At 55.7% G+C, this 26,001-nt stretch carries 19 protein-coding genes and 5 pseudogenes; 23 read left to right on the forward strand and 1 reads right to left on the reverse strand.

Going from position 1 to position 26,001, the window contains the following annotated elements:
• Window positions 1-2: 2 nt before the first annotated feature.
• The 4 genes and pseudogenes from tagF (at window position 3) to tssC (ending at window position 3,862) form a co-directional block, all read left to right on the forward strand.
• The gene (gene tagF, locus JNO11_RS07475) at window positions 3-713 is read left to right on the forward strand and encodes a type VI secretion system-associated protein TagF (RefSeq protein WP_325177125.1); all 711 of its coding nucleotides are present in this window, start codon (window positions 3-5) and stop codon (window positions 711-713) included.
• Window positions 714-736: 23 nt separating this feature from the next.
• Window positions 737-1,750 (forward strand): type VI secretion system protein TssA, encoded by a 1,014-nt coding sequence (gene tssA, locus JNO11_RS07480; RefSeq protein ID WP_325177651.1) that lies wholly within the window; start codon window positions 737-739, stop codon window positions 1,748-1,750.
• 81 nt (window positions 1,751-1,831) lie between these two features.
• Window positions 1,832-2,365, forward strand: a complete 534-nt coding sequence (gene tssB / locus JNO11_RS07485) for a type VI secretion system contractile sheath small subunit (protein WP_010246114.1) — start codon at window positions 1,832-1,834, stop codon at window positions 2,363-2,365.
• Window positions 2,362-3,862: pseudogene (gene tssC, locus JNO11_RS07490) on the forward strand (type VI secretion system contractile sheath large subunit). Before tssB ends, tssC begins: the two are co-directional and overlap by 4 nt.
• 341 nt (window positions 3,863-4,203) lie before the next feature.
• On the opposite strand, the gene JNO11_RS07495 reads toward tssC, so the two are convergent.
• Entirely contained in the window at window positions 4,204-4,422 is a 219-nt protein-coding gene (locus JNO11_RS07495) for a hypothetical protein (protein WP_033786069.1), read from the reverse strand.
• Window positions 4,423-4,744: 322 nt separating this feature from the next.
• Here JNO11_RS07495 and JNO11_RS07500 point away from each other — a divergent pair, with 322 nt between their 5' ends.
• The 19 genes and pseudogenes from JNO11_RS07500 (at window position 4,745) to JNO11_RS07590 (ending at window position 25,890) form a co-directional block, all read left to right on the forward strand.
• Window positions 4,745-5,227, forward strand: coding sequence for a type VI secretion system tube protein Hcp (locus tag JNO11_RS07500; protein WP_031592956.1), 483 nt, complete (start codon window positions 4,745-4,747; stop codon window positions 5,225-5,227).
• 50 nt (window positions 5,228-5,277) lie between these two features.
• Window positions 5,278-5,770: pseudogene (locus tag JNO11_RS07505) on the forward strand (type VI secretion system amidase effector protein Tae4).
• Window positions 5,771-5,887: 117 nt separating this feature from the next.
• The gene (locus JNO11_RS07510; protein WP_325177126.1) at window positions 5,888-6,127 is read left to right on the forward strand and encodes a T6SS amidase immunity protein Tai4 family protein; all 240 of its coding nucleotides are present in this window, start codon (window positions 5,888-5,890) and stop codon (window positions 6,125-6,127) included.
• 9 nt (window positions 6,128-6,136) lie between these two features.
• Window positions 6,137-6,532, forward strand: a complete 396-nt coding sequence (locus JNO11_RS07515) for a lysozyme inhibitor LprI family protein (RefSeq protein WP_223565580.1) — start codon at window positions 6,137-6,139, stop codon at window positions 6,530-6,532.
• 396 nt (window positions 6,533-6,928) lie between these two features.
• Window positions 6,929-8,800, forward strand: coding sequence for a type VI secretion system-associated FHA domain protein TagH (gene tagH / locus JNO11_RS07520; RefSeq protein WP_264366913.1), 1,872 nt, complete (start codon window positions 6,929-6,931; stop codon window positions 8,798-8,800).
• A pseudogene (locus JNO11_RS07525) lies at window positions 8,797-9,589 on the forward strand (protein phosphatase 2C domain-containing protein). Before tagH ends, JNO11_RS07525 begins: the two are co-directional and overlap by 4 nt.
• Window positions 9,590-9,599: 10 nt before the next feature.
• On the forward strand, window positions 9,600-10,574 hold the full coding sequence (locus JNO11_RS07530) for a hypothetical protein (protein WP_187501386.1): 975 nt from the start codon (window positions 9,600-9,602) through the stop codon (window positions 10,572-10,574).
• A 16-nt stretch (window positions 10,575-10,590) separates the two neighbouring features.
• The gene (locus tag JNO11_RS07535; RefSeq protein ID WP_325177127.1) at window positions 10,591-11,418 is read left to right on the forward strand and encodes a type VI secretion system accessory protein TagJ; all 828 of its coding nucleotides are present in this window, start codon (window positions 10,591-10,593) and stop codon (window positions 11,416-11,418) included.
• Window positions 11,408-11,983 (forward strand): type VI secretion system baseplate subunit TssE, encoded by a 576-nt coding sequence (gene tssE, locus JNO11_RS07540; RefSeq protein WP_010246069.1) that lies wholly within the window; start codon window positions 11,408-11,410, stop codon window positions 11,981-11,983. Before JNO11_RS07535 ends, tssE begins: the two co-directional genes overlap by 11 nt.
• Before the next feature lie 2 nt (window positions 11,984-11,985).
• Window positions 11,986-13,857: a type VI secretion system baseplate subunit TssF gene (gene tssF / locus JNO11_RS07545; protein WP_010669908.1), complete on the forward strand. Its 1,872-nt coding sequence runs from the start codon at window positions 11,986-11,988 to the stop codon at window positions 13,855-13,857.
• Window positions 13,854-14,901, forward strand: a pseudogene (gene tssG / locus JNO11_RS07550) (type VI secretion system baseplate subunit TssG). Before tssF ends, tssG begins: the two are co-directional and overlap by 4 nt.
• A 54-nt stretch (window positions 14,902-14,955) precedes the next feature.
• Window positions 14,956-17,565, forward strand: a complete 2,610-nt coding sequence (gene tssH, locus JNO11_RS07555; protein ID WP_325177128.1) for a type VI secretion system ATPase TssH — start codon at window positions 14,956-14,958, stop codon at window positions 17,563-17,565.
• A 27-nt stretch (window positions 17,566-17,592) separates the two neighbouring features.
• On the forward strand, window positions 17,593-19,098 hold the full coding sequence (locus tag JNO11_RS07560; protein ID WP_111533704.1) for a serine/threonine-protein kinase: 1,506 nt from the start codon (window positions 17,593-17,595) through the stop codon (window positions 19,096-19,098).
• Between the two features lie 16 nt (window positions 19,099-19,114).
• Window positions 19,115-21,262 carry a type VI secretion system tip protein TssI/VgrG gene (tssI, locus tag JNO11_RS07565; protein ID WP_313925425.1) on the forward strand — a complete coding sequence of 716 codons (2,148 nt, stop codon included), beginning with the start codon at window positions 19,115-19,117 and terminating at the stop codon, window positions 21,260-21,262.
• Window position 21,263: 1 nt separating this feature from the next.
• Window positions 21,264-22,419, forward strand: a pseudogene (locus JNO11_RS07570) (DUF2169 domain-containing protein).
• Entirely contained in the window at window positions 22,412-23,710 is a 1,299-nt protein-coding gene (locus tag JNO11_RS07575; protein ID WP_010669914.1) for a DUF4150 domain-containing protein, read from the forward strand. Before JNO11_RS07570 ends, JNO11_RS07575 begins: the two are co-directional and overlap by 8 nt.
• A gap of 9 nt (window positions 23,711-23,719) precedes the next feature.
• On the forward strand, window positions 23,720-24,466 hold the full coding sequence (locus JNO11_RS07580) for an ankyrin repeat domain-containing protein (RefSeq protein ID WP_325177129.1): 747 nt from the start codon (window positions 23,720-23,722) through the stop codon (window positions 24,464-24,466).
• A 700-nt stretch (window positions 24,467-25,166) separates the two neighbouring features.
• Window positions 25,167-25,418, forward strand: a complete 252-nt coding sequence (locus JNO11_RS07585; protein WP_325177130.1) for a hypothetical protein — start codon at window positions 25,167-25,169, stop codon at window positions 25,416-25,418.
• A gap of 13 nt (window positions 25,419-25,431) precedes the next feature.
• Entirely contained in the window at window positions 25,432-25,890 is a 459-nt protein-coding gene (locus JNO11_RS07590; protein ID WP_325177131.1) for an ankyrin repeat domain-containing protein, read from the forward strand.
• The last annotated feature ends 111 nt before the right edge of the window (window positions 25,891-26,001 follow it).

Consider the following 26,001-nt stretch of genomic DNA (forward strand, 5'->3'; position numbering starts at 1 on the left):
CAATGACTCATTACGCTGCACCCTGCTGGTACGGCAAAGTGCCCAGCGCGGGTGACTTTGTGAAGCGCCGCTTCCCGGACGTGCTCTATCGCCAATGGTCCAGCTGGTTTCAGGTGGGCCTGCATCACTGGCAGAGCAGTCAGGAGAGTGATAACGCCCCGTCGCGCCCGTTCCTTAACGCGCCGGTCTGGAATTTTGTGGTGCCGCCGATGCTGGGCAGCCAGCTGATTCAGATGGGCTGCCTGATTGCCGCGCGTGACAGCGTGGGCCGTAACTACCCACTCTGCGCACTGCGCCACTTCACGCCCGCCGAGTGGTCGCCAGCCCTGCTGGCGCGCTCCGGCGAGTGGTATCAGCAGGTGGGCAACACGCTGCTGCGGGTGGTGCAGGGCGGCGGGTCACCGGAGCAGCTGGATCAGGCGCTGATCAGCATTCCTCAGCCGCAGCCGCCGCAGGAGTCGGACGAGACGTCAGACATTCTCAACGTCATCGGGCATGGCGATACCCCTTCGACACTGAACTGGACACTGCCGGGCGAGAACTTCGACCCGCAGTTCTACACCAGTTTCTGGTGGACCAATCAAAGCGACGGTTTTCCGCTTTATACCCAGGTTCACAGCGGTAATTTTACCGCCCAGCTCTTTTCATTGCTGTTTGATCCGGCCGGAGGGGCAAAGCCGGGACGAAACGGACTTTATCCCCCCGATGTTTGAATCCTGAGGCGACACGCATGACGATGAATACAGAGGCTCTGCTGGCTCCGGTCAGCGAGGACAATCCCGGCGGCGATAACCTGGAGTACCACGCTGATTTTCAGGCGATGGAGCAGGCCAGCGCTGGTAAAGCGGAGCAGCAGTTCGGTAATACCATCATTCCGGCAGAACCGGCCGACTGGAACAGAGTCGAGAAGCTGGCGATAGCGCTGCTGGCGCGCAGCAAAGATTTGCGGGTAATGCTGGCGCTGACCCACGCCTGGACCGAACTGAAAGGGCTGCCGGGCTATGCCCAGGGCCTGAAGCTGATTGAACAGGCGTTGTTGCTCTACTGGGAGCCGCTGTGGCCCCGGCTGGAGGAGTTCGGCGAGCAGGATCCCTTCTACCGCATTAATGCGCTGGCGTTGCTGGGTGACAAAACTGATCTGAGCGGCGCGGTGCGTCAGTGCTGGCTGCTGCGCTATCCCTCTGACGGCATCACGCTGCGCGATGCGGCCGCCCTGTGCGACGGCAGTAAAACCGAAGTCGCGGACTATCCTGGCGGCCTGCCGCGTCTGATCGACGAACTGGCGCGCGGCGACCAGCCTGGTATTGAGGCGGTGCTGCAGATTCATGAGCGGCTGCAGACCATCTGCGAAACCGTGACCGAACGACTGGGCGAAGCCGCGGTGCCGGAACTCACACAGCTGCGCAGACAGATTGCGTTGATCGCTGAACGTTGCCAGGCCACCGATCTGAATGCGCTGATCCCCACAGCCGCCGTGGAACAGCCCGCAGAAACCACGGCATCGCCTGCACCGGCCAGCCCGCGCGCTGCCGCTGACTGGCGCACGGTGCAGATCAGTTCCCGCGCCGACGCGCAGCTGATGCTGGAGAAAGTGAAGCTCTACTTCACCCAGCATGAGCCGAGTCATCCGGCCCCGCTGATGATCGACCGTGTACAGCGCTTAATCGAGCGCGACTTTCTGGAGATCATCCGCGAACTGGCACCCGACGGCCTACATCAGCTGGAAACCATTTTCGGACGTCGCGATTAAGCAGGCGTGACGCACACACACTCAGCGGGACCTGCGCGCCTGCTGTGACACTTTATCCGCGCATCATGTATGGAGAAAACCATGGCAACAAGCAAATCCAGTGGGCAGAAGTTCATTGCCCGCAATCGCGCGCCTCGCGTTCAGATTGAATATGACGTGGAAATTTATGGCGCGGAACGCAAAATTCAGCTCCCGTTTGTAATGGGCGTGCTGGCGGATCTGGTGGGTAAACCGCTGGAGCCGCAGCCAGGCATTGATGACCGTAAATTCATGGAAATCGACATCGACAACTTCGATGAGCGCATGAAAGCACTGAAGCCGCGCGCCGCGTTCCAGGTAGACAATACCCTGAATGGCGAAGGCAAGCTGAACATCGATCTGACCTTTGACAGCATGGATGACTTTTCGCCGGACGCGGTGGCCCGCAACGTGGAGCCGCTGAGCAAACTGCTGGAAGCGCGTACCCAGCTGGCGAACCTGCTGACCTATATGGATGGCAAAAACGGTGCGGAAGAGCTGATTGGTAAGGTGCTGCAGGATCCTACGCTGTTGCAGGCGCTGACCCATCTGCCAAAGCAGGATGAGGCCACTGAAGGTAAGGAGCCGCAGGCATGACGCAGACTTCACAACAACCGCAGTCGCAGGGCGCAGCCAGTTTCAGTCAGGATGAGTTCAGCGCGCTGCTGAATAAAGAGTTCCGGCCAAAAAAGCGATCAGGCGCGTGCCGCGGTCGAAAGCGCGGTGAAAACCCTGGCACAGCAGGCGCTGGAGAACACCGTTACCGTCTCCAGCGATGCCTATCGCACCATTCAGGCGCTGATCGCGGAGATCGACGAAAAGCTGTCGCAGCAGGTGAACCAGATTATTCACCATCCGGAGTTTCAGTCGCTGGAAAGCGCCTGGCGTGGCCTGAGCTATCTGGTGAACAACACTGAAACTGACGAGATGCTGAAAATCCGCTTTATGAGCATCTCCAAGCAGGAGCTGGGTCGTACTCTGAAGCGTTACAAGGGTGCCGGCTGGGATCAGAGCCCGCTGTTCAAGAAAATTTATGAGCAGGAGTATGGTCAGTTCGGTGGCGAGCCGTTTGGCTGCCTGGTAGGCGACTACTACTTCGACCACAGCCCGCAGGATGTTGAGCTGCTGGGTGAGATGGCGCGTATCGGCTCAGCCGCGCACTGTCCGTTTATCACCGGCACCGCGCCCGAAGTGATGCAGATGGAGTCCTGGCAGGAGCTGGCGAATCCACGCGATCTCACCAAAATCTTCCAGAACACCGAATATGCTGCCTGGCGCAGCCTGCGTGAGTCGGAAGATGCACGCTATCTGGGCCTGGTGATGCCGCGCTTCCTGGCGCGTCTGCCTTACGGCATCCGTACTAATCCGGTCGACAGCTTTGACTTTGAAGAGCAGACCGATGGTTCCGATCATGGCAACTATACGTGGAGCAATGCGGCTTACGCGATGGCCGCCAACATCAACCGCTCCTTCAAAGAGTATGGCTGGTGCACCGCAATCCGCGGCGTGGAGTCGGGTGGGGCAGTGGAAAATCTGCCGTGCCACACCTTCCCGAGCGATGACGGCGGCGTGGATATGAAGTGCCCGACCGAAATCGCCATCAGCGATCGTCGTGAAGCCGAACTGGCGAAAAATGGCTTTATGCCGCTGGTACATCGCAAAAACTCTGACTTCGCTGCCTTTATTGGTGCGCAGTCACTGCAGAAGCCGATGGAATATCACGACGCTGATGCCACCGCCAATGCCCGTCTGGCCGCGCGTCTTCCTTACCTGTTCGCCTGCTGCCGTTTCGCGCACTACCTGAAGTGCATCGTGCGCGACAAGATCGGCTCTTTCCGGGAGCGTGATGAAATGGAACGCTGGCTGAACGACTGGGTGATGAACTATGTCGATGGCGATCCGGCTAACTCCTCGCAGGAGACCAAGTCACGCAAGCCGCTGGCGGCTGCCGAGGTGAATGTGGAAGAGCAGGAGGATAATCCTGGCTACTACTCCGCGAAATTCTTCCTGCGTCCGCACTACCAGCTGGAAGGGCTGACGGTTTCTCTACGTCTGGTCTCTAAGCTGCCGTCGCTGAAAAATGATAATGCGTAAGGGCTGAAAGGGAGGCGTGATGCCGGGGATGACCTGGCATCATTCATCCTCTGAATTACAGGTTTATGAGGCGCGAAAGGTTTTTGCGCCTGATGGCTGACAGAAAGGTTGCTGAGATAAATGTCAGAGAGGATGACAGGATGCTTAAAAAGTCAGCTCTGCACCTGCTGCATTATCTTCTGGTATTTATTTCTTCTCTTATTTTAATAACCTGTGCAGGTTCTTAGCTTTTCTCACTGGAGTATTGTAGTGCGAGGAAAGATTGTTAACGCAGTTCTGGTTAATGTTTCTATGGATGGCGTCAATATCGCTTTATGCCGTAGCAGAAAAGTTGAAGCAAATTAATTAACCGGCTTTCTGCGCGCTATTTTAATTAAAATAAAAACAAAGGCCAGGCAGACAGCGGTAAAGAGAATTTTACCGGCAATGAGACCGGAAGAAGAGAGAGTAAATTCTTCATAGCGAGCAACCAGATATATCGAACCAATAATATCAGCGATGACGTAAAGAGAAAGCAGCGACAACACGACTATCAGGAAAAGTGAGATGATCTTTTTCATGTTCATTCCTTCTGTGAACTTTTTAAGCGCCTGCCTACTATAAACTATCGGCCAGGATTATGTCTATGAAATGACCACCTGAAAGCGCGGGATGCAGCAGGGTATCAGGTTATTGATGTTGGCCTCGCCATGAAAAACGCATACTGATTTTTGCCTGGTTAAATAACTGGCAATACGACGTCTGAAATATGGTTTATGACGATATTTCAGAAGCAAGGCAAAGGTAAAATATGGACTGTTTTATTCAGCCCCATGCTTTTCTTTTTGCCATATCCTTGCTTTTTTGAAAGCAATAATCTCAACCAATAAAGAGTGAAAGATAATGGCTATTGATATGTTTATGAAGGTTGACGGAGTCACCGGCGAGTCTAAAGACTCTAACCACTCTGGCTGGACTGATATCACCTCTTTCTCATGGGGTGCTTCTCAGCCAGGTAATATGTCTGTTGGCGGCGGCGGCGGCGCCGGTAAGGTTAACTTCAACGACCTGCACGTCAATGCACTGATCGACAAATCCACCACGGCGTTGCTGAAGAACTGCGCAAGCGGTAAACACCTCGCTAAAGTTGAACTCTCAATCTGTAAAGCAGGTGGCTCTCAGGTTGAGTATGCACGCATTACCCTGGAAGACGTTCTGGTGACCGCTGTGAATTACAATGGCTCCGACAACGGCGACACCCTGGGAATGACCTACTCCTTCCAGGCTTCTAAAGTGAAGCAGCAGTACTGGGAGCAGAGTTCTTCCGGCGGCAAAGGCGCAGAGAGCAGCGCCGGCTGGGACATCAAAGGCAACAAAGAAGCGTAATGTTTTATAGCCGCCTCCCCTTCGGGGGAGGCTTTAAAAGGAGTTCTGCTATGGCACATTTGAGACCTCAGTTTTCGGCCGCCTGGAATCGCTTCTCTGAAGTCAATGTTGGAGTAGAGAAGGTGGGGGGAAATACTGGGTGGAAAAGTAGAGGCGAATATCACCGCCGGAATTTTCGAGAATGCCTGCCCAATAAGAATGAGCTATGTTCTTAATTACACTGGTGTTCCTGTTCCCGCAAACAGCCGTTATGCGACCGTAACGGGTAAAGACAAAAAGCGTTATATGTTTCGCGTCAACGATATGATGGACTTTTTAGTCGGTGCGTTTGGTCAGCCAGACCTGACTGTGACCTCACCAAAACCCGGCTCATTTAACGGTAAACAGGGGATTATTGTGTTTCAGGGGAGTGGCTGGAGCAATGCCCGTGGGCACGTGACACTCTGGAACGGCAATATCTGCTCTGATACCTGTCACTTCCTGGGTGGCGCAGAAAATGGTAGTTTTGTTCCTGATGTTGCCTCCTTGTGGATACTGAAATGAAAAAATTCCTGATGTTATTTGCTCTGACTTTATCTCCTGCGGCGCTGGCGATAACGCCACCGGCGCCAGACTCCTTTAAGCAACCGGAGATTTTCAGCAACTGGCTTCTGAACCGTTGTGCAGGAAAAAGCTGCGACTGACAAGGCTTTCACCGATGATGCATTTAAAAGCGCGTCAGCCTGGTTAGAGGTAAGTCATCTCCCTGTTGAAGCATTCAGTGATGGTGATAAGTTAATCAATGAGTATCTGAAGATGAACCTGACTGGCTCGGTCACAGGAAACTTCAATATGATGAAATGCACGTTGCTTTCCCAAAGTCAGGATGCAAAAACTCTCTATAATAAGTATAAAAAATAGATATCTCATATGAAAAATTATTTATTTTTAATGCTGTGTGTCTCAGTTATTTACGTTCCCCTCGTCCACGCGATGAGTGATTGCTCAAAGGGAAATAACGTTCAGGAAGTTAATGAATGTGCAGAAAAAAATAAAACAGAGTCAGAGCTGAATTTAAATAAAGAGTACAAGGCTGCGAAGGCTCGAATTGAGAAAATTTATAAGGGCCATGGTGAGGAGTCAAGCCAGTACAGAAGCGCCTTTGTTGATACTCAGCGTAACTGGCTTAAATACCGTGATAGTCAGTGCGGTCTTGAAGCCTATGCCGCTGAACAAGGCAGCGATGCTTATGAGAGTGCCATAAATTTCTGTATTGACCGTCTCGATCAGGAACGCACTGCGATTCTGAAGCAGTTACCTTATTGATTATGCCTCTGGCTCATTTCTTTCCCGGCCTGACACACTCTTTATAGTGGATGGTGAATGTTGTGTTGCAGTGTCAGGCCAAAGCCTTATTGCCACCAGATGATCTTGTTTAAATGAAATTCAAACAGGCCAATCATTTCTGATTTATATAAAATAAATATCTATTCGTTTCCGTATTAACGTTATGCCATTTTAATTCGAAAATTTATAAGCTGTGATGTAATGCATTTAATTTATTAAGCAGTTGCTCTGTTAATTTAATTAATAAATTTATCGCCACTATTATTTAAGATAAAAACAACTCCCAAAATTAAATCCCCCCCGCTTTCTATACCCCGCGCCTTTCCCGAGAGGTGCGCGGTATAGATGCCGAACCGCTAACCGCAGGAATCCGTTATGCGCTTTACGATAATAACGACTAAACCCGGCCAACAGCCGCCGCAGACTCATTGTGATTTCTTTCCGCCCGGCGGCACCATTGGTCGTGGTGTGGATAATAATCTGGTGCTGCCGGATGACGATCGCACACTCTCCCGCCTGCAGGCGATTGTGCACATCACGGCAAATGGCGAATGTCGCCTGACCAACCGTGGCAATGTGACGCGCGTGTTACTCAACGATATTCCGCTGGAACGCGGACGTCAGGTTGAGCTGCAGGATGGAGACATACTGGGCATCGATGATTACCAATTGCTGGTCAGCGATCTCAACAGTGCACAGCAACCGCAGAGTGAAAGAGCTGTTCCGCGTCCTGAGCCGGTGCAGCCCGTAGCACCCGCTCGCGAACCGGCAGCGGAAAAAGCCAGCACCACCGCCGCCATTCCCAGCGAAATCTGGGACAGCCTGGCGAAAGAGTTTTCGATTTCGGACGATCTCTCTAAACGCAAAGCTGCGCCAGAGATGCCTGAGGCCCATCCGCTGACTGCGCCCGCTCGTCCTGATCGTAATCCGGAAGATCCGCTGGCTCAGCTGATTAACGATGCGCCGCTGGATTATGGTCAGCAGCCAAAAAACAGCAGCCTGTTTGATGAAGGCGATGCGCTGTTCGGGCAGCAGAGTATTTTTGACGACCGGACGCCAAGCACGCTGTCTGCTCAGCAAAACACGGCGCCACCGCAGGCTGAAACGCCTGCCGCTGAACTTGATCCGCTGAGCCTGTTTGACGGCGAGAGCAGCACGGATGTGCGCAACCATGATGATCCGCTGGGTCTGATGATGGGCAACGCGGTGCCGCTGGCGCAGCCGGAGCTGACGACGCCGAAACCGGCCACGTTGCATGTGTCACCTCAACCGGTGGCAAAAAATGAGCCGATGGCCGCACATCCATCGGAGCAGGCTCCCGCCAGCCTGACCGACATGGATCATTCACCGCTGTTCAGCTTCGACGAATCACAGCATGAGACTCACAGCCAGCCTCACCCTGAGGCACAGCAGCAGACACCGCTGATTGACGAGGAACTGCCCGGCCAGTCTGACGCGGTAAATCCACAGATCGATTACGGCGGAATTACGCTGCCCACGCCGCAGGCGGTACAGCGTACGCCATCCCCGACGCCGAAAGGGCGGTTGCGCATCGATCCCGTAGCTTCCGGTCGCCACCATGCCGCCGCTGCGCACCCGACGACACCCAGCGAAAGCAGCGGTGATGCTCTCAAGGGCGAACTACTGGATGCGTTGCTGGAGGGAATGGGTCTGCGCGACCTGCAGCCGACGCCGCAATTTGACCGTGAGCAGATGCTGCAATTCGGGCAGATGCTGAGCATGTTTTCGCAGGGCACGGTGGCGCTGCTCTCATCGCGTTCGATCCTCAAGCGCGGTGTGAAGGCTGACATGACGGTGATCCTCGACGACGCCAACAATCCCTTCAAGCTACTGCCTTCGGGCAAAACCGTCTTAATGCAGATGTTTGGCAGCCGGATGCCGGGCTTTATGCCGCCGCGTCAGGCAGTGCGTGATGCGCTGATCGATCTGCAGGCGCACCAGCTAGGCATGATCGCCGGTATCCGCGCCATCATCGCCTCAATGCTGCAATCCTTTAACCCGGAGCAGCTGGAGGAGGAGGCGCGTCAGGCGGGATCGGTATCACGTATCGGCCTGCCGGGCAGCCGTAAAGCGGCGCTCTGGGAGCATTTTGTTGAGCGCTACGGCGAGACGGCGGGCGAGATTGAAGATGATTTCCACACCCTGTTTGGTGAAGCGTTCCTGCACGCCTATGACCTGGAAGTTAATCAGTACAAAGACTCACAAACCCACACGGATGACGCATGAATATCACTATTGCCTCGACGTCGAATCAGGGCGATCGCGCCAGTAACCAGGATCAGATCGGTGATGTCATCGGTAAGCGCTCGGCCTGCTTTGTGGTCTGCGACGGTGTAGCCGGGTTTCCCGGCGGGGATATCGCGGCATCGATTGCCCGTAGCAGCCTGCTGCAGTCGTTTGATGGCGATGCGCATCTCAATGCGCAGTCGATTCGTAACTACGTCAATCAGGCTAATCACGCCATCCGCCAGCAGCAGAAAGCCAGCAGCGAACACAGCCGGATGGGCACTACGCTGGTCAGCCTGTTCATCGACCGCGACTACCATCTGGCCTGCTGGGCCCATGCAGGCGACAGCCGCCTCTATCTGTTCCGTCGCGGCTATCTCTATCTGGTCACCACCGACCACAGCCTGGTGCAGCAGATGAAAGATGCCGGACATCGCACCGAAGGCATCAACAGCAATCTGCTCTATTTTGCGCTGGGTATGGGCGATGAGCAGCGCGACGCCAGCTACAGCGAGGTGGTCGGGATTGAAGATGGCGACGCCTTTTTTACTCTGTACCGATGGTTTCTGGCACGGCGTGACGCTGGAACAGATGCAGCAGTCGCTGCACATGGTGAATACGCCGGAAGAGTGGCTGACGCTGATGCAGCAAATCATCAGGAACGATCAGCCCGATCAGGGGCAGCAGGATAATTTCAGTGCGCTGGCCGTCTGGATTGGATCACCTCAGGACACCACCTTGCTGCACTCGCTCTCTGAAGCGGCGCAGTTCTTCCCTCTGCGAGATTGAGAACGCCAACATGAAATATGGATTACTGGGTCTGGCTGCGCTGCTGCTCAGCACGCAGGCTTATGCTGAAAACTATCGCATCGTACAGTCCCCGGCACAGAAACTGGATGTCTGGATTGATGACGTAAAAAACAATCAGCTGTCGAGCTGGTGTAACAGCACCATTAACCTGCGCATCGTCACCCTTGGCGAAAAAAACGCCACGGTGCTGAAAGATTTTCTGCCGCGCGTTGCCGGACTGATGGCGTCGCAGTGTAAACCGCTGCAACAGTTGCACTGGCAACTGACCGATGCGCAGGGGAGTGAAATTGCTACTGGCAGCGCCGCCCGTGCGCAGCAGTGGAAAACCGTGGTGACGCCGCCCGCGACTCAGCCGGTCCAGCCGACGGCTACAGCGGTCCCCGCAGACGCACTACGCAACGCCGCTCAGGCCGACACGTCGCCGTGGCTGCAATTCAGTCTGCTGGACGGCTGCCATTTCCGTACCTGGTGGCAGCACCCGGCACAGGGCAGCGCGCTGTTTGTTCCGGCAAATCAGGGGCTGATCTGTGGTTCGGATGGCTGGCTAAGCGGACACAGCCGACTGACGCAACAGGGTAACGGCGCACCTGCGGCAGTCGGCGTGACCTTCCTGCAGGGTTTTCCGGTGATGGGATTGAGCAATCAGTCGCCCACCGCTGAACTGCACATCACCACGGTCAACAGTGAACGCATGGTGCTGAGCAACGAAAAATCCCCGGATAGCTGGCTGATTCTGCCGTTCAGCAACCGCTTTAACGGCTGGCAGGCAACGCGTCAGGTGGTGGTGCAGATGCCCGTCAGCGAAGCCGCCGATCAGAGTGCGCTGCAGGCGCGTCTGCAGGAAGTCCGTAAAGTCTGGTCGCCGTGGATCAGTGGCGATGCCGCACTGAGCGTGCAGCTGGTGGAAAAACTCCATCCTGAACTGAAAGATCCCGCCGCTGCGGTCTACCGCACTCTTAACTGACGCAAAAGGAGTTTGCATGGAATCCTTACAACACCGCCTGGCCAGCGCCACCCTCGGCGAGACGCTCGCTGACGTGACCCGCCAGATTCAGGCGAATCCGGCGAATGCTGACCTGCGGGCAGCCTTTGTGCAGCTGCTCTGTCTTTCCGGCAACTGGGCGCGCGCGCAGACGCAGCTGCAATCCTGGCTGGCGTTAAGCCCGCAGGCGCAACCGACAGTTAATCTGCTGCAACAGGCGATCGCCGGTGAGCTGCAGCGTGACGCGGTGCTGCGTGGCGAGGCCCAGCCGGTGCTGCCGGGCAGCGCCTGGCACTGGTGCAACACGCTGCTGGCCGCCTTGCAGGCCGAAACGGCGGGTGATGTCGCGCGCGGCAGCACGCTGCGGGCTGAAGCGCTTGAGCTCGCGGCGGCCAATCCCGGCACCGCGACGCAGCAGGATCAGCCCACCGCATTCAGCTGGCTGATGGATGGCGACAGCCGTTTCGGGCCAGTGTGTGAAGTTATCAGTCAGGGCCGCTATTACTGGATCCCGTTTGCCGCCATTCGTGAGATGCAGTTTCAGGCACCCGCCAGCGTCACCGATCTGGTGTGGCGTCACACGCGTGTGCAGCTGGTTGATGGCAGTGAGCAGGTGTGCCAGATCCCGGCGCGCTATCCGCTGCTGGCGGCATCTGACGAACGTTTTCTGCGCGCCAGCGTCACCGAATGGCAGCCACTGGGCGACGATCCGGACCAGTTCATCGGTCAGGGGCAGAAAATGTGGCTCAGCGACAGCGCGGAATTTTCGCTGCTGAGCCTGCAGCAGGTCGCGTTTGACAGCGTTGAGTCCGCCGATGAGCCATGATTCAGGCGCGCAAAACGACGGCTATGCCCAGCTGCATGGCGGCTTTCGCGCGCGCAAAAAGCGCGATGCGTTAACCGCCCGCGACAAGCTGCAATCCTCGCTACTGGATCGCCTGACCGACAACGCGCCGGATAAACAGCAGGAAGCGGACAACAGCATGCTGATCACTCACAGCACGCTGCGCCGCCACGTACTGCGCGATCTGCAGTGGCTGTTCAACACCATCAACAACGAAGCCCAGCAGGATCTGAGCGGCTTTGATCAGGTGCAGCGCTCTGTCTGGAACTTCGGTGTGGCACCGCTGGCCGGGCAGAACGTCTCCGATATCGAATGGCAGGATATGCAGCGCAAAATGACCAACGCCATTCTGCACTTCGAGCCGCGCATCCTGCCGCAGGGTTTACAGGTGCGCTGCGTCAGCGATCTCGGCTCGCTCAGCCTGCACAACGTGCTGTCGATTGAGATCAAAGGGCGGCTCTGGTGCGTGCCTTATCCGCTGGCGTTTCTGTTCCGCACTCAGGTTGATCTGGAGAGCGGCCATTTCGAACTACAGGATGCAGGGTAATCATGGACAGCAATCTGCTCGACTATTACAACCGTGAACTGGCCTACCTGCGTGAGATGGGGGCCGAGTTCGCTGCGCGCTACCCTAAAGTGGCAGGACGTCTTGGCATGCGCGGCATTGACGTGGCGGACCCCTATGTCGAGCGGCTGATGGAAGGTTTTGCCTTCCTGACGTCGCGCGTGCAACTGAAGATGGATGCGGAGTTTCCGCGCTTCTCGCAGCGTCTGCTGGAGATGATTGCGCCATCCTATCTCTCGCCAACGCCGTCAATGGCGATCGCTCAGCTGACGCCGGACAGCCGCAAAGGCGACATCACCCAGGGCTTTCGCGTGCCGCGCGGCACCATGATGGAGAGCCAGAACCTGAAAAAAACCGGCGTGACCTGCAGCTACACCACCGCGCACGATGTGGTACTGCATCCGCTGCGCATCAGTGAAGCCAGTCTCGGCGGCGTGCCCGGCGATCTGCCCTCTGGCGAGCTGAAACTCGGCGGTCTGGGCGCGGTCAGTGCGCTGCGTATCCGCATCAGCTGCGAAGGGATCTCCTCGCTGAGTCAGCTTAGCGTGGACGATCTGATGCTGTTTCTCAGCGGCCCGGATATCCAGGCACTGAAACTGCTGGAGCTGCTGATGCAGCACCGGGTGGGCATCGTGCTGCAGTCGGTTGAGAAGCGTCCGCAGCGTCAGGTGCTGACAGATGACGCGTTACAGCAGCAGGGCTTTGCGCCGGAGCAGGCGCTGCTGCCGGACGATCTGCGCAACTTTGACGGCTATCGTCTGTTGCAGGAGTATTTCGCCTTTCCGGCGCGCTTCCAGTTTATCAGTCTGAGCCAGCTGGCCCCGTTTCTGCGCCGCTGCGACAATGCCATGGCGTTCGACATCATCATTCTGCTCGACAAAGCGGACAGCGCACTGGAAAGCGTGGTCGATCACAGCCATCTGGCGCTGCACTGCACGCCTGTCATCAATCTGTTTCCGAAAACCGCCGAGCGCCTGAAGGTCAGCGACAGCCAGCATGAATATCATCTGGTGGTAGATAACATCCGTCCGCTGGATTATGAGGTGCACTCGGTGCAGCGGCTGTTCGCTACGGTAGAGGGCAAGCGCGAAGAGCAGGTTTTCCGTCCGTTCTGGAGCACCTTCAGCGGTGACCAGGGCGATTACGGTGCCTATTTTTCACTGCGCCGCGAACAGCGCACGCTGTCCGAGCAGGCGCAGCGCTACGGCACGCGCACGGGCTATATCGGTTCTGAAGTCTTTCTGTCGCTGGTGGATGAGCATCACGCGCCGTGGCACGACGAGGTGCGCTATCTCTCCGCTGACGTGATGTGTACCAGCCGCGATCTGCCGCTGATGCTGCAGCAGGATCAGGGCAACTTTGTGATGCCGGACTCCATTCCGGTATCGGAGCTGAAGCTGTGCAAAGGGCCGACGCCTCCGCGTCCGGCGCTGGCCGAGGGACTTTCCGCGTGGCGGCTGATCAGCCATCTGCAGATGAACTACCTCAGCCTGATGGACAGCAGCGACGGAGAAGGCGCGGCGGCGCTGCGTCAGCTGCTGAGCCTCTACGCCAACCTGGCGGAAGCGCCGGTCGCCCGTCAGATTGACGGCATCCGCCACTGCACGCTCAGCGCGGTCAACCGCCGCGTGCCGGAGCCGGGCCCGGTGGTATTTGCGCGCGGCGTCAGCATCACGCTGGAAGTGGATGAGCAGGCGTTTTCGGGGGCCAGCCCGTGGCTGTTCGGCAGCGTGCTGGAGCGGGTCTGTGGCCGCCTTGTGGCGCTCAACAGTTTCACGGAGTTCACCCTGAACAGCCAGCAGCGCGGAGAAGTGGGCTACTGGCCGCCGCGCATGGGCCGGAAAGCGCTGATATGAGTGGCGAAAAAGTGATTTCGCTGCCCCGGCTCACCCGTCTGCCGGATGATTTCTGGCAGCGGGTGATGGCCGCGCCGTGGCGTTACGATCTGTTCCAGCTGCTGCGACGGCTGGATGCGCAGGGCGGTCAGCGCTATCCGCTGGGCCGTGCGCCGCTGCCGAAGTTCGAATCGGTGCGTATCGGTCAGACACCGTCACTGGCGTTTGCGCCCGCCACCGTCGCCAGCGCCACGCCGCGTGACGAGGCGGGACGTCATGAGCTCTCCATCTACAGCTTCGGGCTGTTTGGCCCCAACGGCCCGCTGCCGACCCATCTGACCGAATATGTGCATGAACGTATCGTGCATCATCAGGATCACAGCCTGTCGGCGTTTGCTGACCTGTTTCACCATCGCGCCACGCTGCTTTTTTATCGTGCCTGGGCCGATGCGCAGCCGACCGTGTCGCTGGATCGCCCCGACGACAGTCGCTTCCTGAACTATCTCGCCTGCCTGGCGGGCATCGGTTTACCGGCCCAGCAGCAGGCCAGCTCGCTCAGCCTCCATGCCCGGCTGATGCTGGTGGGCCATCTCAGCCGCCACGGCCACGATGCTGAAGGGCTGGTGCGCATTCTGCGCCACTACTTTGGCGTGCCGGTCAGGCTGACGCAGAACCTGCCGCACTGGCTGACGCTGGACAGGCGCGATCAGGCCCGACTGGGCGCGGGACGCCATATGCCCCGGCTGGGCGCTTCTGCATTTCTCGGCGTGGCGGTGCGCGATGTGCAGCACCGTTTTCGCCTGCACCTGGGACCGCTCAGCGCCGCGCAATATGCCCGTTTTCTGCCGGATGCCCCCCGGCGCGTGTGAAGTACGCGACTGGGTGCGTCACTACCTCGGCATTGAAATGCAGTGGGATCTCAGCCTGATCCTGGCCGCTGACGAGGTACAGGGTGTGACGCTGGGTGGAACTGCCCGACTCGGCTATACCAGCTGGCTGGGGCTCGCGCCGCAGTCGCAAGATCGTGAAGATTTTATGTTTGAGGTTGAGGCTGCTTCGCGCTAGCCCAGCCGCTTTCCCTGTTACACAGCCTGCGTCTTTCATTGAAGAGAGCCCCCTATGTCAGAAATCAGCCGTGCCGTGCTATTCGGCAAACTGGATACGCTGTTATTTACCTCGCTGGAAAGCGCCACCGCCTTTTGCAAACTGCGCGGCAATCCCTATGTTGAGCTGGTGCACTGGCTGCATCAGCTGATGCAGCAGCAGGATGGTGACTTACAGCAGGTCATCACACATTTTTCACTGGATGAAAAGGCCCTGACTCAGGACATTGTTGCCGCGCTGGATCGTCTGCCGCGCGGTGCCAGTGCGGTCTCCGACCTCTCCGAGCATATCGACAGCGCCGTTGAACGGGCGTGGGTTTACGCCTCGCTGAAATATGGCGCGACCCGCATTCGCGGCGGCCATCTGCTTATCGGCATGCTGAAAACCTTCAACCTGGCCAGCGTGCTGAAAGGCATCTCCGGTCAGTTCGGCCGCGTCAACGCCGATGTGCTGCTGGCGGAGTTCGACACGCTGCTCGGCAACAGCAAAGAAGCGCAGCAGGCGCTGAGCGCACCGGCGGATGCTGGCGGCGCACCGCCCGCCGCCATTGGCAGTACGCTGGCACAATATGCGCAGGACCTGACGGCGCGCGCCCGTGAAGGCCGCATTGATCCGGTAACCGGACGTGACGACGAAATCCGCCAGATGGTCGATATCCTGATGCGTCGCCGCCAGAACAACCCGTTGCTGACCGGCGAAGCGGGCGTCGGGAAAACCGCGGTGGTAGAAGGCCTTGCGCTGCGTATTGCGGCGGGCGATGTGCCTGCGCCGCTGCGCGATGTGCAGCTCTGGCTGCTGGACATCGGCATGCTGCAGGCGGGTGCCGGCATGAAAGGGGAGTTTGAAGCGCGACTGCAGGCGCTGATCAATGAGGTGCAGTCCAGCCCGACGCCGATTGTGCTGTTTGTTGATGAGATCCACACCCTGATCGGGGCAGGCGGTCAGCAGGGCACCGGTGATGCCGCCAACCTGCTTAAACCGGCGCTGGCGCGCGGACAGTTGCGCACCATCGGCGCGACCACCTGGGCTGAATACAAAAAGTACATCGAGAAAGATCCGGCGCTGACCCGTCGCTTCCAGACCGTGCAGGTGCAGGAGCCGGATGAAGCCAAAGCGATTCTGATGCTCCGCAGCACCGTCAGCGCGCTGGAGAAACATCATCGGGTGCTGTTGCTGGATGATGCGGTCAGTGCGGCGGTGAAACTGTCGCATCGCTACATTCCGGCGCGCCAGCTGCCTGACAAAGCGGTGGCGCTGCTGGATACCGCCTGCGCCCGCGTAGCGGTCAGCCAGGGTGCGCAGCCCGCGGCGCTGGAAGATTGTCTGCACCGCCTGGCGGCGCTGGAGATTGAAGCGGAGATCATTGAACGTGAAATCCGGGTGGGCCTGGGCGACGCCACCCGCCAGCAGGCGATTGCAGCACAGCGCACTGCGCTGGAAGCCGAGCGGGATGCGCTGCAACAGCGCTGGCTGCAGGAGCGCGAACTGGTCGAGACGCTGATTGCGTTGCGCGCCCGCTGTGTGACAGAAGAGGATGTGGCGCTGCGTGCACAGCGTGATGCGACGCAGCAGCAGCTTACTGCGCTGCAGGGCGACACGCCGCTGCTGTTTGCCGCCGTCGATGCAGGCGTGGTGGCTGCCGTGGTCTCTGACTGGACCGGTATTCCGCTGGGCAGAATGGTGAAGAATGAGATCGACGCGGTGCTGAATCTGGCCGATACCCTGAACCAGCGGGTCATAGGCCAGCGTCACGGTCTGGATCTGATCGCCAGACGGGTACGCACCTCGCGCGCGCGTCTTGATAATCCCAACAAGCCGGTCGGTGTGTTTATGTTGTGCGGCCCTTCCGGCGTCGGTAAAACCGAGACCGCGCTGGCGCTGGCCGAGTCGCTGTACGGCGGCGAGCAGAACATCATCACCATCAACATGAGTGAGTTTCAGGAGGCGCACACCGTCTCGACGCTGAAAGGGGCACCGCCGGGCTACGTCGGCTACGGCGAGGGCGGCGTGCTGACCGAAGCCGTTCGCCGTCGCCCCTACAGCGTGGTACTGCTGGATGAGATTGAGAAAGCCCATCCGGATGTGCATGAACTCTTCTTCCAGGTGTTTGATAAAGGCTGGATGGAGGATGGCGAAGGCCGGCACATCGATTTCCGCAACACCATCATCATTCTGACCTCCAATGTCGGCACGCAGTTAATCAGCGCGATGTGTGCCGATCCTGAACTGATGCCCGATCCCGATGCTCTGAGCACCGCGCTGCGTAAGCCGCTGCTGGAGGTGTTCCCGCCTGCGCTGTTAGGCCGCCTGCTGGTGGTGCCTTACTACCCGCTCAGCGACGCGATGCTGGCGGAGATTGTGCGGCTGCAGCTGGCGCGCATTGTGCGTCGTCTGGATGATAACCACGGCATTGAAGCGCAGATCGACGAGTCGGTGGTGAGCCAGATCGTGCAGCGCTGCACCGAAGTCGAGTCGGGCGGTCGCATGGTGGATGCCATCCTTACCAACACGCTGTTGCCACAGATGAGCCAGATCCTGCTGAGCGCCCACGCCCGTGATGAACGCTATCGCCGCGTCGATGTGCGTTGTGAGCAGGGTGAATTTGTCTGCCAGTTCGCGGTTTAAAGCCTGGCTATCAGAGAGTAATCGAATATGTCGGAACATGATCAACCCCTGAATGTCCCCAACGCCTTGCCGCTGGGTTACCGCTTCAATGAGTTTGAAATCAAAGAGGTCATCGGCGGTGGCGGCTTTGGCATCGTCTATCGCGCCTGGGATCACCAGCTTGAGCGTGATATCGCGATCAAAGAGTTTATGCCCGCCTCACTGGCAGTGCGCAGCGATGATCTGAATCTGGTGCTGCGCAGCGAACGGTTCAGCAAAACCTTTCACGCCGGACTAAACAGCTTTATTCAGGAGGCGCGTCTGCTGGCGCGCTTTAATCATCCGAACCTGCTGCATGTGCTGCGTTTCTGGGTGCAGAACGACACCGCCTACATGGGCACGGTGTTCTACAGCGGCACCACACTCTCGAACTTCAGCGAACGTAATCCGCAGTCGGTAAATGAGGCCTGGATCCGTCGCATGTTGCCACCGCTGCTGGGCGCGATCAAAACCATCCATGAAGCGGGTTATCTGCATCGCGATATCTCGCTGGATAACGTCCAGATCCAGAGCAGTGGCGAGCCGATCCTGCTGGACTTCGGGTCGGCGCGTAAAACTATCGGCAATCTGTCGGATGAGAGCGAGACCATGCTGCGTCCCGGCTATGCGCCGATTGAGCAGTACAGCGACAACGACGAGAGCGAGCAGGGCGCGTGGACCGATATTTACGCGCTGGGCGCGGTGCTGCATACCCTGATCACCGGTGCGCCACCGCCAGTCAGCGTGGTGCGCAGCATCGAAGATAACTACCAGCCGCTGGTACAGCGTCGTCTGGCGGGCTACTCGACAGCACTACTCAGCGCCGTCGATCGCGCGCTGGCGCTGAAACCGGAAGATCGTCCGCAGAGCATTGATGATTTTGCTGCGCTGATGGCGCTGCCGGAACGCGAACCGGAACCGCTGCTCAGCGCAAAAATGAGCGGACCGGGCACCATGCTGGTGCCGATTGAAGAAGAAGAGGAGGTGATCAAACCCGCCTCTAAACTGAAAACGCTGCTGGGACACCGCTTTGCACTGCCGGGCCTGGTTGCCGCTGGCGTGCTGGTCGGCCTGGGCGCCGGTCTGCTGATGTCACGCGGTAACGAACAGACACCGCCGGCTGAGACCGCGCAAAACAGCGCACCTGCCGCCACCGTCGCGCCGGTTAACCAGCCGGTTGCTGCGCCTCCGACTCAGACTGAGGCCCCGCCGGATACCGTTGCCAGCGCACCGGCTCAGACTGCTGAGCCGGTGCAGACCGCCGCACGTGAACCCGATCCACAACCGGCACCACCACCCGCGCCGGTCGCCCAGGTCTATATCCGTCTGCAGCAGGGTGAACGCGTTCAGGTGAACGGTCAGCCGCAGGCGCTGGTGCCGGCGGTGAATGGCTTCGCCACGCTGCAACTGGCGCCGGGCAACTACACCTTCGCCATCAGCGGCCAGAGTGGCACCCGCGAACAAACGCTGAACATCAGTGAAGAAGGTGTCTGGTTGCTCGATCCACACAGTTAATAGTCAGGGATTACTTATGTTCTCACGCATTACTGCACAGCTGCCGGCGGACGGCCTGCTGTTCCATACGCTTAAGGGGACCGAGACGCTGTCCCGTCCGTTTGTGCTCACCGCTGAACTGCTGGCCACCGACGCGCGCATCGACCGCCACGCCCTGCTGGGGAAGCCGGTGACGTTTACGCTGCCGACCGACGGGCTGATGAACGCGCTGAGCCCGCGCTACCTCAACGGCAAAATCACCCGGGTGGCGGTGCGCAGCCAGGAGCTGAGCGGCACCCGCTACGCGGTCTATGAGCTGACGGTCGAGCCGGACCTGTGGCCGATGAAGCGCGACCGCAACCTGCGCATCTTCCAGAGCCAGACGGTGCCGCAGATTGTGCAGACGCTGCTGAAGGAGTACGGGGTCAACGTGGAGACGCGCCTGGCGGGCAGCTACCGGGTGTGGGAATACTGCGTGCAGTATCAGGAGAGCAGCCTGGACTTTATCAGCCGCCTGATGGAGCTGGAGGGGATTTACTACTTCTTCCGCCACGAGGCGGATAAACATACGCTGGTGCTGTGCGACGCGCCGGACCAGCATCAGGCGTTTCCGGGCTATGAGACCATTGCCTATCACGTCACCCCGTCGGGCGGCGTGGTCACTGAGGAGGGCATCAGCCAGTGGTCGCTGGCGGAAAGCGTGACGCCGGGCATCTACAGTACCGACGACTACGACTTCCGCAAGCCGAACGCCTGGATGCTGCAGGCCCGGCAGAATCCGGCGTCGCCGGTGCCGGGCTCGGTGGACGTTTACGACTGGCCGGGCCATTTTGTCGACCACAGCCACGGTGAGTCCTATGCGCGCATCCGTCAGGAAGTGTGGCAGGCCGAGCACCACAGCGTCAGCGGGTCGGGCACGGCTACCGGCATCGCGCCGGGCTTTACCTTCTCCATCATCAACGCGCCGCACTTCAGCGACAACGGCGAGTATCTGGTGACCTCGGCGACCTATGACTTTGCCGAAAACAGTTACGCCAGCGGCGACACCGGCGACAGCCGTCACAACATCCACTTCACGGTGCTGCCGTCGTCAGTGACCTACCGCACGCCGCCGGAAACGGCGTGGCCGAAAACGCACGGCCCGCAGACCGCGAAGGTGGTGGGCCCGAAAGGCGAGTCGATCTGGACCGACCGCTACGGCCGGGTAAAGGTGAAGTTTCACTGGGACCGGCTGGCGAAGGGCGACGATACCAGCTCCTGCTGGGTGCGCGTCTCCAGCGCCTGGGCGGGCCAGGGATTTGGCGGGGTGCAGATCCCGCGAGTGAACGACGAAGTGGTGGTGGACTTCATCAACGGCGATCCGGATCGTCCGCTGATCATTGGCCGGGTTTACAACGAGGCAAGCATGCCGCCGTGGGCGCTGCCGGCAGCGGCGACGCAGATGGGGTTTTTGAGCCGGTCGAAGGATGGCACGGCGGACACCGCGAACGCGTTAAGGTTTGAGGATAAATCGGGTGAGGAACAGGTCTGGCTGCATGCCGAGAAGAACATGGACACTGAGGTTGAGAACAATGAAACCCACAGCGTCGGCAGCAACCGGACTAAAACCATCGGCGGCAATGAAACCACCGAGGTGAAGAAAAATCGCACAGAAACGGTTGATCAAAATGAAACCATTACCGTTCATCAGAACCGTACTGAAACGGTGGATGGTAATGAAACCATCACCGTACACAGTAACCGCACTGAAACAGTCGATCAGAATGAGAAAGTGCGGATTGGTCAGAATCAGTCGGTAACGATTAATGGCAACCAGACACTGAAAGTGGATAGGGCGAAAGCTGAAACCATTGCACTGGCTTCAATGCTCAATGTCGGTCTGGCGCAGAACACCAATATTGGCGCGGCATACATGCTAAACGTTGGTGGCGGCTGGATGACTAATGTCGGCGGAATGCAGGCACACCATGTCGGCATGAAATATTCGCTCAATACCGGGCGGGATATGGCATTGACTGCCGGGACTACTGCGGAGTTCAGTGCTGAAGACAAAATCACCCTGGTATGTGGCGAATCGATGATTGTGCTTGAGCAGAATGGCACCATCACTATCAGCGCGAACAAGATCAAGCTGGTCGGTGAGAAGGTGATTGATATCGACGGAACACAGATAGACATCAACTGATATGGAAAACTTTGCCAACTATAGCGCCTTTCCGGCGCTGCTTTTTTGAGTCGCTTGACCAGCATAATCATGGCTTTAACGTGCTGGTGGCTCGCGTTAACTACGATCTCGATATCATTACCGGTAAGCTAACCTTGTGTGAAGATCAGGGCGAACTGGTCGAGCAGGATCACTACTACGATGAACCAGGCACGAGCAGTGTGCGTTTTGAAAGCGACTTTGCGCCTTACAAACCCAGGCTGGATGTGGTGATCAATGGCACTGCGTGGGCACCTGAAGATAAGCCTGTTCGGCATTTCACTGCCGGCGCTCGTATCGGTGATTTCACCCGTCTGCTGAATGTTTATGGCCCGCGCGAGTGGCGAAAAATGGTCGCCACCTGGCATCTCACTGACGCAAAGCCTGTTACTCATGTTGATTTACGCTATGAATTTGCTCAGGGAGGATTTTACCGACTGGAAAAAGGTGAAGAACTGGCATCATCTGTTAATAGTGTTGGCAGAGGTTGGTTACCGGCCAAAGCTCAGAATGAGCTCAGGCTGCAGCACCTTCCGGCACCCCAGTTTGAACTGCTGCCCCATCCAGTTAAGAATATTGAAGATGAAAATCTGCCTGCCGGTTTTGGTTTCTATGGTCGAGGCTGGCATCCTCGCATTACGTTTGCCGGTACCTATGATGAAGCGTGGAAACAGTATCGGCATCCGTTTCTGCCCGCTGATTTTCGGTTTGACTACTGGTGTGGAGCGCATCCGTGGATGCAATTCCCCTTACCCAAACCTATGACTCATATTCCCGTCACACTCAAAAACCTGATATCGCATCAGGAAAAGAGTGGGCAGCAGATCGATTTTTCTGTGCCGGTTGAAACTCTGTTTGCCTTTGTTACAACGCAGCAGGGCGCCGGAGTGACGTATGATTTGCAACTCGACACGTTGGTAATCGATTTACCTACGCGCAAAGTCCATTGCAGCTATCGCGCGGTATTTTCTGAACAACTGGAACCTGCAATGACGGAGTTACGCTTTATCGCTATGGATGCGCGAAAAGTAATGATGCAACGTGCGCAGCAACAGCTTAACGACAGTCAGACTGACCGTTTTGTCCCGTTGCCACCTTCGCTATTGGCTCTTATCAACAAGGAGCAACGCCATGGCTGATAACTATGCCGCACGTAAAGACGGTGTATACAAAGTTGTCGGGCTAGCGCCGGATCTTTGTTTCACCCCCGGCATTCAGCCACCGGTACCTTATCCAGTTACTGCTACACTGGCACCTTCTAAAAGCACCATCGACAGCGTGAGATTTAATGGTCATGCGGCGTTTGTTTATAAAATAAGTTACGTACCGACCACTATTGGTGATGCAGCAGGACGCAACAAAGGTGTAGTGAGTGGTACGGTTGAGGGTGACTGCTGGTCAATAGAGCACAGTCCTGATACCTATATTGGCGGGTTTCCGCTAAATCGAGTGCAGGATATGTTTGCCATGAATGGCAAGGCGATTGGCGGGCGTGGTGGCAATCTGACTAAGAAAGAAACGTGGGAAAGGCGTAAAGCGCTGATTGAAAAAGGAAAGAATAGTAAGGATCCTAAAGCGGTGCAGGCAGCGTTACGGCTTGAACAGAATAATACCGGCATGGAGAAAGCGAGGTTAGCGGACTATGTTTATGAGCCCCGCGATCCTACCAGACCTATGCCTGACATACCCGAAGGCTGGAAAGATATCAGTGACGACCCTGAGGCGCTGGCAAAATATAACCTTACGCCAAAATCATTAAGAATCGCTAAAGAACCGGGTTTTCGTGCAAGGGTATATGAACCCGATGAAGCTGTTTTTGGGAAAGATATGTCTGCATCCGTCGTATTCAGAGGGACCCGAATGACGGAAACTGTTGACTGGAAAAACAATCTTCAGCAGGGCATAGGTGTAGACTCAAATTATTACAAGCAGGCTGTTTCAATAGGCACATCGGTTCGACGCTCCTCAGCGCCAATTGATATGACCGGACATTCTCTGGGAGGCGGAATGGCTTCATCAGCTTCGCGGGCAAGCGGAAAAACGGGCTGGACATTCAATTCTGCAGGCTTGAAATCATCAACCGTTAAAAAGTATAGCGGCGAAGCACCTGTCTCTGAAGCGGCAGAAAATATCTCTGCTTATCGTGTCAAAGGTGAAGTTCTTACTATGATACAGGAGCCTGGATTCTGGGCAGGAGCTGCAGTGATCGGTGGGCTTGGGCTTACTGGACTGAAAACTCTGGGACCATGGGGTGCGGTTGCATTTAGTGCGGTCGGAGTGGGGTTAGTAATGTCGCCTTCTGCAGTTGGCAATAAGCATCCTATGGATGGCGGAGAGGGAAGCGCAATTGATATGCATGGGATGGACCAGGTAAAACACTGTATTGAACTGGAGAAAGATAATGACGAGAAGTTATTATCTTCAATTTAAGGAGTAAAAATGGTTAAGTCTCTTTTAAAAAAAGTAGCCCGCTATGGTGGTCTGATATTCTTAATTTCGGTTTCAGGATGTAATGCAATGAGTAAATACCCTCCAGAACAATTTTTCCATGGTACACAATTGAGCCTTGCCCAGGCTATCGTCAGTGAGAATATCGCGGAGGTCAGGAAGCTAACCCCTGATACCTCTCTTAATAAACCAGGCGAGCAGGACATGACATTGCTCTATTTTGCTTTGCAACAAGCGAAGGATAGAAAAAACCAGCAATTAGAAATCATCAGTCAGCTCGTCAAAGCTGGTGCCAATCCTCTTCAGGATGTGCCTGATATGGGCAGTGTGGCAGAAGTAGTCGCTACATCGCCCTACCCGGAGTTTATGGCGGCGTTAATTGACGGTGGTATGGACGTCAATGTGAAAGTTCAGGGGCAACCCTTGCTACATGATGCCGCTTCAGACGATACCTTAAAAACTCTGGCGCTGATGGTAAATCGTGGTGCAAATATTAACGCGACAGATTCGCTCGGGAAATCGACAGTGATGGCTGCTCTGGATGGAATGCAGTTAGACACTGTCGAGTGGTTACTGAACCACGGAGCCAATCCTAATGCGGTTGAAACAAACACCGGTTGGTCATTTATGCGTCAACTTGACGATGTGATCAAACGCAATAACGGTGAGAAAGGTTCTACACAGGATAAGCTAATGGAAATTTATAAGCTTGCTAAACAAAAAGGTGGACGTGCTTAATTTCGATTCTTGCTGATAATGTCATGGCTATTTTGGTCAGTTAAGAGACAGGGATGTCACACTGGTTTTATGAAAAAAACAAGCTTTATTATTATTTTATATCAATAGGCCATGTTTCTTAAAAAAAGAATAAATCAGTTGTAATTGAGAGCAAGGTCATTAATTTTCTTGATTGGAGATGAATATTATAAAATTATTTCATAGGGCAGAAGGGTGAGCTGAAATAAGCGATGCTACAGACAATATAAGAGAATCTGATTTGGTTCTGTTATATGAAAAATTGGATTAGCTTAAAAAGAAGCGTATAGAAATACTTTTCTGCTTTATTGGATTTAGGTTGTGAAAGCAGATGCATAAATTAAGAAATGATTTTTATATTTAGTGCGGGTTCTGAACGCAATTAAAAGTTTTGCAATATTTTGTTGATAACATGATGCTCTAAATAATTGGTCGCCCTTCAGTAAGGGTGTGCTTATCAGGGGTTTGCCTGAATTTTAGTAGGGTAGTTGTATATTGTTGATAAAGCATGCTGCCATTCCACGTATTAAAAATGAAAATGGCTAGGGGTTTAAAACTATGCTAAATAAATTAATCAATCAAGCGCCACTCTAATTAGGGTTTTTCAATGTATGGGTCAGATGATGGGCTTTCTGGAGTTAGAAAAGAGCAGTCATATGCCAGCAATTTCCGGAGGTAATTTTTGATCAGGAAAATAACCTTATTGCTGTTAATGCTTTCTTTGTTAACATTACAGGCTTGTGGTGATATGAAAAAGATCCATCCGGAAGAATATTTCTCAGGAAGCCAGTTACAACTCGCGCAGGCAATTGAAGATGGTAATGTTGATGAGGTGGAGAAATTATCAGCTCAGACTGATCTTAATAAACCTGGTGAGAAGGGATTGACGTTTTTGTATTATGCCCTCAGTGAAGCTTCAAAAAAAGGACGTTAACAGACTCAATGTAATGAGTGTTTTAGTAAAGCATGGCGCTGATCCTCTACAATACGTTGCCGATATGGGATCTGTGGCAACTAATACAGCGGGATATTCAGACCCTATTTTTATCAAGGCATTGATTAAGGGAGGGATGGATAAAAATGCGAGCTTTAAAAGCACGCCAATAATATTTTATGCAACTAATGAAAAAGCCTTCCCGACTCTAAAATATCTTGTAGAGATTGGTACAGACGTCAATGCCAAAGATGGTCTTGGACAAACGGCAATATTTGAAGGGATATATGGCGAGCAATATGATCAGGTTGAATACCTTCTAAATCATGGCGCTGATGCAAATATTACTGATGTTAACAATGTAACTTTTAATCAGTTACTGGATAAAGTAATGAGTAATACAAATAAAGATAATGTAAAAGCTATTGATAAGCTGAAAGAGATAAAAGCGCTGGCACAAGCAAACTCATAGGGTTTTGGGACAGGCTGAGTGGTATGGGTTAGTTGCACTAAAATCGTCTGACGATTTTAGTGCAACTAACCCATACCACTATAGTCAGACTAAAAAACAGCGTCACTGTCA

The organism is Pantoea sp. 1B4 (genome assembly GCF_016925765.1).
Classification (GTDB): domain Bacteria; phylum Pseudomonadota; class Gammaproteobacteria; order Enterobacterales; family Enterobacteriaceae; genus Pantoea; species Pantoea agglomerans.

What these genes read in the sequence shown, in the direction of transcription:
- tagF (WP_325177125.1), top strand. Translation starts at nt 3, where the DNA reads ATGACTCATTACGCTGCACCCTGCTGGTACGGCAAAGTGCCCAGCGCG.
- tssA (WP_325177651.1), top strand. Translation starts at nt 737, where the DNA reads ATGAATACAGAGGCTCTGCTGGCTCCGGTCAGCGAGGACAATCCCGGC.
- tssB (WP_010246114.1), top strand. Translation starts at nt 1,832, where the DNA reads ATGGCAACAAGCAAATCCAGTGGGCAGAAGTTCATTGCCCGCAATCGC.
- JNO11_RS07495 (WP_033786069.1), bottom strand. Translation starts at nt 4,422, where the DNA reads ATGAAAAAGATCATCTCACTTTTCCTGATAGTCGTGTTGTCGCTGCTT.
- JNO11_RS07500 (WP_031592956.1), top strand. Translation starts at nt 4,745, where the DNA reads ATGGCTATTGATATGTTTATGAAGGTTGACGGAGTCACCGGCGAGTCT.
- JNO11_RS07515 (WP_223565580.1), top strand. Translation starts at nt 6,137, where the DNA reads ATGAAAAATTATTTATTTTTAATGCTGTGTGTCTCAGTTATTTACGTT.
- tagH (WP_264366913.1), top strand. Translation starts at nt 6,929, where the DNA reads ATGCGCTTTACGATAATAACGACTAAACCCGGCCAACAGCCGCCGCAG.
- JNO11_RS07530 (WP_187501386.1), top strand. Translation starts at nt 9,600, where the DNA reads ATGAAATATGGATTACTGGGTCTGGCTGCGCTGCTGCTCAGCACGCAG.
- JNO11_RS07535 (WP_325177127.1), top strand. Translation starts at nt 10,591, where the DNA reads ATGGAATCCTTACAACACCGCCTGGCCAGCGCCACCCTCGGCGAGACG.
- tssE (WP_010246069.1), top strand. Translation starts at nt 11,408, where the DNA reads ATGAGCCATGATTCAGGCGCGCAAAACGACGGCTATGCCCAGCTGCAT.
- tssF (WP_010669908.1), top strand. Translation starts at nt 11,986, where the DNA reads ATGGACAGCAATCTGCTCGACTATTACAACCGTGAACTGGCCTACCTG.
- tssH (WP_325177128.1), top strand. Translation starts at nt 14,956, where the DNA reads ATGTCAGAAATCAGCCGTGCCGTGCTATTCGGCAAACTGGATACGCTG.
- JNO11_RS07560 (WP_111533704.1), top strand. Translation starts at nt 17,593, where the DNA reads ATGTCGGAACATGATCAACCCCTGAATGTCCCCAACGCCTTGCCGCTG.
- tssI (WP_313925425.1), top strand. Translation starts at nt 19,115, where the DNA reads ATGTTCTCACGCATTACTGCACAGCTGCCGGCGGACGGCCTGCTGTTC.
- JNO11_RS07575 (WP_010669914.1), top strand. Translation starts at nt 22,412, where the DNA reads ATGGCTGATAACTATGCCGCACGTAAAGACGGTGTATACAAAGTTGTC.
- JNO11_RS07580 (WP_325177129.1), top strand. Translation starts at nt 23,720, where the DNA reads ATGGTTAAGTCTCTTTTAAAAAAAGTAGCCCGCTATGGTGGTCTGATA.
- JNO11_RS07590 (WP_325177131.1), top strand. Translation starts at nt 25,432, where the DNA reads ATGAGTGTTTTAGTAAAGCATGGCGCTGATCCTCTACAATACGTTGCC.